Below are 11,372 nucleotides of genomic sequence, written 5' to 3'. Positions count from 1 at the left end.
AAAAACAAACAGCAAATTAACGTTAATTTATTAATCCCTGCGGGAGTCTATCTCCTGCTGGAGATACCTCCCGTTATTTCTGGAGGTATCCATGAACAAATTCCAAGACTTTAAGTTGGTTTATCGTCAAGGTGGTCGTCGCTTAGAGCGTGTCTTTAAGGACACTCTTTACGCGAATGTGAAGCGTGTCGCTGACTCGTTTCCTCCGACCGTTCTTTGGCGCATTCAGCCAGCGTAAAACTCGGAACCTTAAAGCTCGGCTTTGGCCGTGACCTTTCAATAACCCATGCGGGTACACTTCCCCGCACGGGGTAGGTGTACCCATTAACTTTGGAGTACACCTTATGAACCAAGTAGCTAAATTGGACCTCGCCCAAATCCGTCAACAAGCCATCAATGATGGTCTGCTGGTGGACCAATCTTCCATCGGTAAACAAGCTGGTTTCCTGACCAATGTGGCAGTGACCCCGGCAATTGTCGATGGAGTATTTGGTGCAGATGGTAAGCACTCGGTAGAAGACTTCCTTTTCATGTTTTTGCAGCTTTGTGTTGCTCAAACAAAGGTCGCTTTTACCGACAACAAGAATTGGGGAAAGATTCGTCTTTATTACCCCATGCCCACTGTAGATGGCTTTTTCAAACCCACTGAGGTTGTGATTAAGTCAGATCCTGTAACCGCAGATGTCACAATCATGATGGCCTCGGAAGATGGCACTCATTTGTGCTTGTGATATTCACAAAATTCGCCTCCGTTTCGGGGGCGACCTTTTTAAACCCCTCGCCGGGGAGTTCTCCCCGGCTGGGGAGCCTCCTTGGCACATTCTCCCGGTGTCGGGGTTTCCTTAAAACCCTGGCGACGGGGGTTTAAGGAAGCCTCGATGCTGGGGTTCACGCTAAGGAGAAAACCTATGTCTTACTACAAAGCTGACACCGTTCGTGAAGCTGCAAACGGAAACTGGCTATTCATCCTGGCGGCCCTAGCGCCCCATCTTGAACCAGCTCTCCGTAAACCTGGTCGTCATGTTTCTTGTCCTATCCACGGCGGGAAAGATGGCTTCCGACTGTTCAAGGATGCCCACCTGACTGGTGGCGGCGTATGCAATACATGCGGTGCCAATCATGATGGTTTTGAGCTGCTGATGTGGCTCAATAACTGGGACTTTAAACAGTGCCTGAGCGAGGTTGGTGATTATCTGGGCGTTGAGAAAGAGCAACCCCAGTATCAACAAGCCGCTGCACCGACACGAGCTCCTGTCCAGGCCAAAGCGCCTGTTCAGCAAGAGCCTATGAAGGTGAATAACAAGGTTCTCGATTCCAAGAATCGTAAAAAATCCATTGCCGGTACTCTGATTGCCCACGGTAAAGCTCCTTATGAGCATAACGAAGACAACGAGCTCAGCTACTTTGCCTTCATCCGTGACAAGAGCGGTTTGGAACGCACCATCTGGGGCGTGGATCTTGAAAGAGCCATTGGTGAAAGTGAAGCCAAGTATGGGGATGAGATCGTCATGACAAACCTCGGGCGCGAGCCTGTAACTGTCGTCGTTGAAGTTAAGGACGAGCAGGGGAATGTTGTGAGAGAACAACCTATGCAAACGCATCGCAACACCTGGCTGGTGGAACGTCGCGGCGCTACGGTAACGCAGTTCCGCGCTCGCTCGAACGGTGGTGTTGAGCCGGTGAGTCACCATGTTGAGTCGGCCCCTGTGGTCAACCGCACGGTAGAAGCTCCGGCACCGCAAGTACAACATGCGGCCACACAACCGGAAGAGCAAAGCAGCGAAAACAAGCCGAAAGTTGTTCCGATGTTTCGTGAACAACCTAAGCCTTGGCTGCTTGAGCTCCAAGAAGAAATGGAGAAGAGAATGGAGCGCGAACGCGCTTACAGTGCTCGTCTCCGTGAGAAAATCGAGAAGGTATGGAACGAGTGTTTGCCGTTCTCCAGTCATGTGACTGAGCCAATGCGTCTGTACTTCAAAAACCGCGAGCTTCTGTTCAAGGTTGATGAAGTAGAAAAAACAGACTGTCTGCGGTTCAATCCGGCTATGGCCTACTACGACGAAGATGGCAATGAAGTTGGGAAATTCCCGGCTATCGTCTGCGCTATCCGAGATGTGGAAGGCAACCTGGTAACGCTCCACCGCACCTATCTCACCCAAAACGGTAAAAAAGCCAAGGTCGGCAACGCCAAGAAGATGATGCCCATTCCTGACGGTTTGGATGTCAATGGCGCGGCCATCCGCCTCGGTGAACCGACTGAGGGTATCCTGGGTGTTGCAGAAGGGCTGGAAACAGCCCTGTCAGCTTATCGAGTCACTCAAATCCCGGTTTGGTCAACGGTCAATGCGACCCTGATGGAGTCCTTCGAGGTTCCAGAAGGTGTTCACACCGTACTGATCTGGGCTGACAAAGATAAGTCTGTGACTGGTGAGAAGTCAGCGAACGTGCTGAAAGCCAAGCTGGAGAAGCGCGGCATTCGTGTGTACGTCCTGCTGCCTAAACTCCCGATCCCGCCCAGAGCGAAAGGGATTGACTGGAACGATGTCCTGATGAGTCAGGGAAGCCTCGGTTTCCCGAATGCTCGCTACCTGCGCGATTTCATTGCGAGAAGGAGAGCTGAGTATGGCCGTCATTGATGTCTCGAAGGTTGATACAACGCCTGGTAACGACGCGGTGTGCCCCTTTTCTCCCCCTGAGGGGTGGGAGGGGGACTCTGCGGCCTACGTTGAGCTTATGCGGTCTCGGTATCGTCATCTGATGCACGGCCAGAGAATGATGGTGACAGCCTCCTTCGCAAGAAGGGAGCCTATCCAAGTTACTGGCCCGTTTGCTGATGAAGCGACGAAGATCATTAACTCAATGAAGATGAACAAGGCGAAGCCAACAGCTTTGTCTGCCTAAAACTTTAACCCTGAGGGGGTGTTCATGCCCTCTCGGGCATGATTCGCCTCCTCTTCAACTATGGAGGTAATCATGAAAAAGTTTTTGCGTATTAAGACGTGGTTTGTGCGTCTTTTCTCTCCTGACAAGAAGACTCTGGGAGCTATCGGTGAAGACCTGCGTAAGGTCGCCGTAACAGCCATCGGTGTCGGTATTGTAGGATTGGCTGTATCTGGGGACACTATAACCGTCAAAGAAGCCGGTTTGGTGTTGGTCATTGGGGTTATCCTGTGGATCTATGGTATAATCTTAACCAAGGTCAGCAATTCCTAAGGGGGTCAAATGGACGCTTTCACATTAGGCATGTTGGGGTTGCTCATTTTTTTCACTGTCGTCACTGGCGGCAGTCTGTATCTCTACCATGAGAAACAGAAGGAAAAAAAGCATCACAACGCCTAAAGAGTAACTGCGATAATGAACGTAAAGGCCAGCAATAGCTGGCCTTTTTTTATACTTGCAGTTTGAAGTGTTACATGTCACGATGAAGTTGGTGTGACATGTAACGGTAAAGGTGTTTTTTTGAAAGTATCCAATGAAGATGCTCAGGCTACGGCGATCTATCTCCTCAGAGCTGCTTCGCGCCCAGCTTTCTGGCGTGACGTCCCATTCGATAAGAAACTTGAAGCCGTGGACAGCCTGAACAGCATGGGGCGATCACCATCAGAACTCACTGAATGGATTAATAAATATCTGACAGCAGAGCAAATCAATAAACTCGGGACATCAATTAGGCAACGTCGCAGAAGGGGATATGGTGTTGGTAAAAGCATAACTATAAGCGATAAAGCCCACAGGATTTTGAAGCGGTTGGCAGAAGTCGATGGTTGCAATTTGTCAGAAGTGATAGAGAAACGCCTAGCCCGAGCTTATAAAAATACTTGGGACCACAAATAGAGTGGCACTAGGGGTTGCATTTTTAAAACCCGTGGTAGCATCTAAATGAACCCTAACGAATAGGGGTGCTGGCGGCGATGCCGACCATTATCCCGATAATGGAGAAATAGACCATGATGACACTGACTACTGTCTCGAAGAAAACTTCTAATAATTCAGCCCTTGTATTCTGGCGCGTTGGTACAAAACGGAAAGGCATCCTTGATGTTCGTATTGATTTTGACAACGAGGAGGCAGATCTTTTGGCTGAGCTCGTAGCCATTCGCTATCTGGCGCTGGACAAACAGGTTTTTTGCAGAGAGCCAGGTGCTGGTGCTGGTTACAAGCTGGTGGTATCCAAAGGTGCGATTAAAAAGCTGGCGCTGGGCAAATCCACCAAGGAGTTTGCATTCAAGTTTGCGGCTTGCCTCACTGGACGTTTAAAGGGCGCTACTATTGAAGTTTCGCAGAGCATGGAGTTTATGGATGAGCCGGGTGAGGGCAACGTTGAGCTCCTCGATGTGGACAAGCAAGCCTATACTCAAACCCATGACGAAATCTCTACACCGGCCATTGGTCCCGTCCTTGTTACTCAACATGCCATCGATCAGTATCAGGCCCGGATAACCTCTGGAGACCCTAAAAAACCGTGGGCCTCACTCGTTGGTCGCCTCCAGCATCCAGAGTTACAGGTTCAACCCTTTGACGAGAAAGTGGCTCGCCATAAAGCCAGAAAGTATGGCCGCGTAGATAACGTGGAAGTCTGGGGCCATAGAGATTCCAAGTTCAAGTACCTGATGGTGATCAACGACGACAACCAAAAACGTGTTCTTGTCACAGTGTTTGAGCGAAATGAGTAACCTGCTTCTCATTTGTTCTGAATACACAACCTCTCCAAATCACGTATTCATACCCTAAAAGGGCAAAAACGCAGTCGTTGATAACGACTCTCCCACCTGAAAATAGCTCCAGCATAAAAACTGGAGCTGTAAATGAGATCGAGACCTTCCCTTTTACTGATGCGAAACCTGCGGTCATTGGCCGTTGTGGTGCTCGCAACTTTGCCATGCGTTGCTTTTGCACAATGGCGGGTTGTAGCCGTGAGCACCGAAGTAGACAAAATGCGCTTCAACACCATCATAGACGCGCATTCCTTCATGAAGAATTATCGCTCTGGTGAGGAGCAAGGGAAGGGAACGCCAGTTGGGGATGCGCTTTATCCGGTTGCCAGTTATGGTGATGGCCGTTATGTCTCCAGGATCTGTTTTAAGTATCTAGGTGCTACTGGCGATTATGACCCCACTACCTGCACTGGCGACCCAGCTACGGTCTACTGGCGCTCAACCTATGTTCTGCCGGGTGAGATGGATAAAACACCGTTCCTGGACAGGGATCTCGGCTTACCAACAACGACCATGTGTGTAGGGAACCCTATCCATCTTGGCACCGGCAACAAGTTCCAGGCTGAACTGGATTATCAAAGCGGAGGCTCCGACCCTTTCACATTCACCAGATACTACAATAGCCACCTTCCTGATGAAGAGCTCGGCGGCTGGCGGCATACCTACTCGCGGAGCGTCGAGGTCAACGCCTCGAAGTACGGTGAGAACATGGTTGTCCTGCACCGGCCAGAAGGGCAACAACTCGCGTTCTACAACTCGTCCTCTGTCTGGGTGCCAACATGGAAAACCGATGATACCTTGACGAAGGATGCTACCGGCTGGCGTTACACTCAATCTGACGGGGTAGTCGAGGCCTATGATGAAACCGGACGACTGACCGGCATCGAGAAGCCCAACGGCAATCACATCACCCTGAGCTATCTGAACGGAGAGCTATCCTCGATCACTGACGGCTTTGGCCGCAACATCCAGTTCCAGCATCAAGATGGCCGCATGGTCAGTGTCACCGATCCTGCTGGTGGCAGTATTCAGTACCAGTACAACAGCGCTGGCAAGCTGGCGGAAGTGATCTACCAGGACAATACGAGCCGCAGCTATCTCTACGATGACCCGAATGCACCGGGTTTGCTCTCTGGGCTGGTGGACGAGAACGGCAACCGTTTCGCCACATGGGGATATGATGCTCAGGGGATGGCAGTTCTAAGTGAACACGCCGGGGGCGCAGAGAAGACTCAGGTAAGCTACAACGCTGACGGAAGCGTCTCTGTCACCAACGCCCTCGGCCACGTTCAGCGATATACCTACAGCCGTCACAACGGGATGCTCAAGCCTGATGTTGTTGAGGGTGCGCCGTGTACCGGCTTTGTGGGAGGCAAGGAAACCTACGTCTACGACAGCAAAGGCCTCGTCTCCAGCATTACAGATCGTGCTGGACAGAAGCGCACGTTCACCCATAACGACCGGGGATTGGAAACCACCCAGATAGACCAGGATGGGGGCAAGGTTACGACCGACTGGCTTCCTTCCAAGTCGCTCCCTGCAAAAATCACGGAACCAACCAGGATCACTGAGCTTACCTACGACACTCATCTCCGGGTGATAAGCCGCAAGGTCACAGATCGCAGCTCGGGCGCTTCCCGGACATGGACCTACACCTATGCCCCTGTTGGTACAGGAAAGCCGAGCCTGTTGGCCTCGGTTGATGGTCCGCGCACCGACGTCAGCGATGTTACGACATTTGACTACGATGACCAGGGCAACCTGATCCGGACAACAAACGCGCTGGGGCAGGTGATGCAGTTTGGTGACTACGACGCGAACGGTCGCGCCGGGACCATTCAGGGCGTCAACGGTGTAACCCAAACCCTCACCTATGACGCCAGAGGAAGACTTGTCAGCTCCACTGGACCAGAAGGAACCACGGCCTACAACTATGATGCTGTGGGCCTCCTGAGCTCGCTGACTAAGCCAAATGGTGCAACCGTCAGCTATGAGTACGACGCTGCACATCGGCTGGTGGCGGAAACAGATGCACAGGGCAACCGGCGCGAGCTTGAGCTCAATGACCTCGGGAACCCAGTAGAAGAGCGACTGCTCGATGCGCTGGGCCAGACCCGTTGGATAGAGCGCCGGATCTTCAACGAAATCGGCTGGCTCTCCAGTGTCTCCGACGCCTATAGCAATCAGTCATCGTTTTCCTACGATGTGGTGGCAAACCTGATACAGGAGACCAGTCCCTCTGGTAACACACACTCCTACAAGTACGACGGCTTCCATCACCGGACACAAACGACCGATCCACTCGGGAAGGTCACGCAGGTGCTCTACAAGGATACCGGCGATGTTTACCGTGTCTCCGACCCTCGTTCGCGCCTGACCTACTACAGCTACAACGGCTTTGGCGAAGTGACTCAGGTCCGGAGCCCGGACACCGGCACCACCGACATTACCTATGACGAAGCCGGTAACGTGGCAACGCGCAAGACGGCCAAGGGACAAACCACAAGCTACAGCTACGACGCGCTGAACCGGATCATCGAGGCATCCAGCGGTGTCTCTGGCGAATCGCCAATTCTGTACGGGTACGACGAAGCAACCTCACCATACGGCATGGGCCGCTTGACCTCAGTCGATGATGGCAACGGTGTCCGGAGATATGGCTATACACCCGAAGGATGGTTGGCTTACGAGACCTGGGAAACCCACGGGCAGAGCCTTACTACCCAGTACCAATACGATGGTGCAGGCCTCATCACGAAGATCACGTATCCCAGTGGTCGTGAGGTTTCCTACACCCGTGATTTAGCCGGTGACGTCATCGAGGTGGCAACGACACAAGCAGGCACCACAACAAGCCTGGCAAGCCAGATCGAGCGAGCGCCCTTTGGCCCCGTCACCAGTATGGTCAGATGGAACGGCATTTCAGAAAGTCGCTCTTTGGATCTCAATTACCGAGTCACCGGCATCGACGCTACTAGAGTGCATTCGCTGGTCTATCGGTACACGCCAGACTCGTTGATTTCAGCCATAGACGACAATCTCAGCTCATCAGTCAATCAGTCACTCGGTTATGACGCGGTTGGCCGCATCACCTCTGCTGAGGGGCTCTATGGCGTTTTGGGCTATGGCTATGACGCCACCGGCAACAGGACCTCGATCACGACCGATGGCCTGAGCCAAAGCTACACCATCAACTACATGAACAACTGGCTGGTGAAGACTGGGCAAACCTCCAGAAGCTATGACGCCAATGGCAACCTGACGAAGCAGGGGGCGGATACCTTCACCTATGACAGCCAGAACCGGCTGGTGGCCGCAACGGTCGCTGGAGTGACAGCAGCTTACACCTACAACCATCTGGATCAGCGTGTAACTAAGACCCTAAACGGCCAGACCCGCCTACTGATTTACGGCTTGGCAGGAAACCTCATCGAGGAGCTGGACGCAGCCACTGGAGACGTGCTGGCGGAGTATATCTGGCTCGATGGCACCCCCTTGAGCTTTGCTCAGTCAGGACAGACCTATCAAGTCCACGTCGATCATCTGGGCACCCCGAAGGCGCTAACCGACGCCAGCGGCCAAGTGGTTTGGAAGGCGAGCTACAGCCCGTTCGGTAAGGCCAGCATCACCACTCAGGGGCCGACCTTCAATTTGCGGTTCCCAGGACAGTATTACGACGCGGAGACCGGGCTCCACTACAACTGGCGGCGTTACTACGACCCGAATACCGGGCGTTACATCACCAGTGACCCGATTGGGCTGGCTGGTGGGATTAACACCTATGCCTATGCGCTGAGCAACCCGATAGGCAATGCAGATCCAACAGGGGAGTTTGTGCCGCTTCTTCTGGGGGCTTATGTTGCCATAGACTTTGCCTTGAGCGCTTGGGACGCCTATGACACCTTCAAGACCATCACCAGTGATTGTGCGACCTCAAGAGAAAAGTGGATTTCCGGGGGGCTTTTTGCTGCTGGGATTATCCTGCCTGGCAACTATAAGGCGCTAGGGAATGTTGCGGAACGCGCTTTTAAAAATACGGCTGATGATTTTGTAGACCTAGCCAGTTCCCAGAGACGTAAGCATATTCTTGATGGTGACGCCACTGGTGGAGGGCATCGAGCAGGAACAGGCAAGCCTGGAAAAAGTGAGTTTCCTCAAAGTTGGTCTGATGAAAAAATTATGCACGTCATTTCCGATATAGCTACCGATCCAAATGTTTCTCGAAAGGCTGGGCGCGGTGGTAGGACTATTGCAGAGGCAGTTAAAGAAGGTATTAATGTTCGTGTAATACAAGAATCTAATGGTGATATTGTTTCAGGTTTTCCAACAAACGTACCAAGGAATCCAAAATGAAAAATGAATATAGAGAAATTGAATCCACGCTAGATCTTTTGCTTATGGTGCTGTCTGATTCGTTTTCTGAATCTGAAAGTATAGAAGTGCAAGAATTTATTGATGTGGGTGAGTATGGAATCGCACTAGAAACTATCATTGACATTATTAATGAAGAGTCAAAGAACATAACAAATGAAGCTGAGTTTCTGATTGAAAAAGCAGGGAGGATAATGAATATGGATACTACATCCATTGTAGATAAGATTTCAAAACATATAGATAAATAATAAGATGAAAAAAACCGGTTTAAAATATAGAGCAGTATATCTGCTTGGATTTCCGTTAGCTGGAGCCTTTATAGGAATTGCAGTGTTCGCTTTATTAAATTATGTGAATGGGCCTCTAAGCAAATTCGCCTTATATCTGTCCGTTGGTGTTTGGGGGGGGTATGGAGTGTTCTCAGGAATCTATGGATACTTAAATCTAAGGAAAATATTAAAGTTAAAGAGAGCTAATGAGGAATCCAGGGATTAAATACGGCTCACATGGTTCTGCTATTGGCGCAGCATTGGGGACGGCTTATGGAAATCAATAACTGGTTTGATTTTATTATATACACAATTTATTTCTTTGGGGTTGTGATAGTTATCCTTCCTACTGGGGTTATCTTTCTTTGGTTGACATTGAAAAATCTAGTCAAAATGAGAGCCCCGAGATACGAAAAAAAGCACTACAAGTATTTCTCTGCAAGAAATAGATTTGAAGTGTGTGTTGCAGGTGTTTTTTCTGTGGCTTTTTCTGTTTGGTATCTGTTTTTTGCCAAAGGGGGAAATCTGTTTCTTTATCCGTCAGAGGTAATGAGATTTTTTTCAGGCGGATGATAGTGTGGATCAGGCTCTGGCGTTGGCCCAGCCGCCGCCAGCGGCCAAGTGTTTGGAAGGCGAGCCATCATAGAGTCAGTAGAGAGAGATACTTTTGGAAATCAATAGTATTATGATTGGTACAAATGAGTTGTAGCTCCATATTTTAAAGGGGGATTTCAGAGAAATGAAGAATAAGAAGGTAATAACTTTGATAATGGCCGCAGCCGCATCATGCTCGTCAGTCTATGCCGCGACATTACCGACCAGTGAGGTAGACGCATACATACTTGCGATGAACACCATGTCACCTATCACTGCAAAGTACACCATCCAGTACAAGCAAGCGGTTGAGCAGAAATGCAATACAGCCCTGAGCGTTGAGCAGCTCAACTCAAAGGCATTCACCAATGTTGTCCAGGCAATGGTGAGTAGTGAGACCGTCGATAGAATGGGGCTTGATGCTGCTGGTGGATCACTCCAGGATACCCTGTCTGTGATCGGCAAGAACGTCACATGCAGTGACCTGAACGCGCCATTTAAAGCACTCTTGGATGATAAGGACTTCACCAGAAAGCATCAGCACCTATCGAAGGTGCTGCATACTTGGAATGAAGTTGTTTCTCAAAGCAAACCCTAAGTAACAAAAAGGAGCCTAACTGGCTCCTTTTTTAATGGGGATGATGTTACGTTCGTGGACGTTATTTTCACTCGGGATATGTAACGTTGAAAAAGGCGTACCGACAAGAGAGTGGTCACATAGCTCTCCATAATAGATGAGCGACAAAATCTCTTGCTCGTTGATTTTTCCCACCTTAAAAAGGTAATTGATTATTGCTGTATCCAGTAGGTCGTGACACCCATTAAGCAGATCCACGATATTGGCCGCAGCTTCATTTTCCTCTCCGTCATCTCGACCGGCTAATACTGATTCAACCCAAGCCTCAAGGCTCGGATGTCCCTCAGCGAGCTCTATTTGACGGCACTCGTTCTCGATCAACCCTGTGATTGCTTCGTTGAGCGTTCCGCCATAAGTCGGCATGTTGAGAACAACTCCAAATCCGGGGATTTCTTTTTGGATTGGCTTCGCATCCTTGGGAGCTGATTTCAGCCACAGGAAAAACCAGATCCCAGAGCTTATGTCTTCCGGCTTGACCTGGTTGGCCGCAAGGAATTTGGAAACCTCGTTACAGATGATGCCATCTGGCGCTGCCATCTCGTAAATACCCGCCATCAGATCTTCAAGGCTCTTATACATATTATCTCTCGCACCTGTACATGATGTTTTCACTATCGTTGTTAAGCGTTTTTTCAGCAAGTATGTTCCAGCGAGACATCTTATACCATTCCATCCAAATCTGTAAAATTACCGTATTACCGTAATTATGATAATTACGGTAAATAAATTTGAGTTCCTCTTGCTGTTGTTCTACTTATTAAAATGTATCTTTGAAAAAGTAGA

Annotated in this window: 12 protein-coding genes; 11 read left to right on the top strand and 1 reads right to left on the bottom strand. The window is 50.1% G+C overall.

Annotated features, from left to right (window positions below):
• Window positions 1-344: 344 nt before the first annotated feature.
• The 11 genes from HMPREF3143_RS23595 to HMPREF3143_RS23555 all read left to right on the top strand — a co-directional run bounded on the left by HMPREF3143_RS23595 (window position 345) and on the right by HMPREF3143_RS23555 (window position 10,550).
• Window positions 345-731 carry a hypothetical protein gene (locus HMPREF3143_RS23595; RefSeq protein ID WP_001077335.1) on the top strand — a complete coding sequence of 129 codons (387 nt, stop codon included), beginning with the start codon at window positions 345-347 and terminating at the stop codon, window positions 729-731.
• Between the two features lie 177 nt (window positions 732-908).
• The gene (locus tag HMPREF3143_RS23590; RefSeq protein ID WP_000122923.1) at window positions 909-2,636 is read left to right on the top strand and encodes a DUF7146 domain-containing protein; all 1,728 of its coding nucleotides are present in this window, start codon (window positions 909-911) and stop codon (window positions 2,634-2,636) included.
• Window positions 2,623-2,901, top strand: coding sequence for a hypothetical protein (locus HMPREF3143_RS23585; protein ID WP_000268337.1), 279 nt, complete (start codon window positions 2,623-2,625; stop codon window positions 2,899-2,901). The genes HMPREF3143_RS23590 and HMPREF3143_RS23585 overlap by 14 nt, the downstream gene beginning before the upstream one ends.
• 72 nt (window positions 2,902-2,973) lie before the next feature.
• On the top strand, window positions 2,974-3,213 hold the full coding sequence (locus HMPREF3143_RS23580; protein ID WP_000714162.1) for a permease: 240 nt from the start codon (window positions 2,974-2,976) through the stop codon (window positions 3,211-3,213).
• Window positions 3,214-3,459: 246 nt separating this feature from the next.
• Window positions 3,460-3,834, top strand: a complete 375-nt coding sequence (locus HMPREF3143_RS25375) for a hypothetical protein (protein ID WP_000868821.1) — start codon at window positions 3,460-3,462, stop codon at window positions 3,832-3,834.
• A gap of 113 nt (window positions 3,835-3,947) precedes the next feature.
• Window positions 3,948-4,673 carry a hypothetical protein gene (locus HMPREF3143_RS23575; RefSeq protein WP_000988732.1) on the top strand — a complete coding sequence of 242 codons (726 nt, stop codon included), beginning with the start codon at window positions 3,948-3,950 and terminating at the stop codon, window positions 4,671-4,673.
• A gap of 132 nt (window positions 4,674-4,805) precedes the next feature.
• On the top strand, window positions 4,806-9,068 hold the full coding sequence (locus HMPREF3143_RS23570; protein ID WP_032413490.1) for an RHS repeat-associated core domain-containing protein: 4,263 nt from the start codon (window positions 4,806-4,808) through the stop codon (window positions 9,066-9,068).
• Window positions 9,065-9,337: a MafI family immunity protein gene (locus HMPREF3143_RS23565; RefSeq protein WP_000787563.1), complete on the top strand. Its 273-nt coding sequence runs from the start codon at window positions 9,065-9,067 to the stop codon at window positions 9,335-9,337. Before HMPREF3143_RS23570 ends, HMPREF3143_RS23565 begins: the two co-directional genes overlap by 4 nt.
• Before the next feature lie 4 nt (window positions 9,338-9,341).
• Window positions 9,342-9,584 carry a hypothetical protein gene (locus HMPREF3143_RS25860; RefSeq protein ID WP_000750746.1) on the top strand — a complete coding sequence of 81 codons (243 nt, stop codon included), beginning with the start codon at window positions 9,342-9,344 and terminating at the stop codon, window positions 9,582-9,584.
• Window positions 9,585-9,631: 47 nt separating this feature from the next.
• On the top strand, window positions 9,632-9,931 hold the full coding sequence (locus HMPREF3143_RS23560; protein ID WP_011872911.1) for a hypothetical protein: 300 nt from the start codon (window positions 9,632-9,634) through the stop codon (window positions 9,929-9,931).
• Between the two features lie 166 nt (window positions 9,932-10,097).
• Window positions 10,098-10,550 carry a hypothetical protein gene (locus HMPREF3143_RS23555; protein WP_000791469.1) on the top strand — a complete coding sequence of 151 codons (453 nt, stop codon included), beginning with the start codon at window positions 10,098-10,100 and terminating at the stop codon, window positions 10,548-10,550.
• A gap of 15 nt (window positions 10,551-10,565) precedes the next feature.
• Here the strand turns inward: HMPREF3143_RS23555 and HMPREF3143_RS23550 are convergent, their stop codons facing one another.
• Entirely contained in the window at window positions 10,566-11,228 is a 663-nt protein-coding gene (locus tag HMPREF3143_RS23550) for a hypothetical protein (protein WP_015063586.1), read from the bottom strand.
• Window positions 11,229-11,372 lie beyond the last annotated feature (144 nt).

The sequence above is a fragment of the Enterobacter sp. HMSC16D10 genome (assembly GCF_001807145.1).
GTDB lineage: Bacteria > Pseudomonadota > Gammaproteobacteria > Enterobacterales > Enterobacteriaceae > Enterobacter > Enterobacter roggenkampii.
This window is presented reverse-complemented; position numbering and strand designations above follow the sequence as displayed.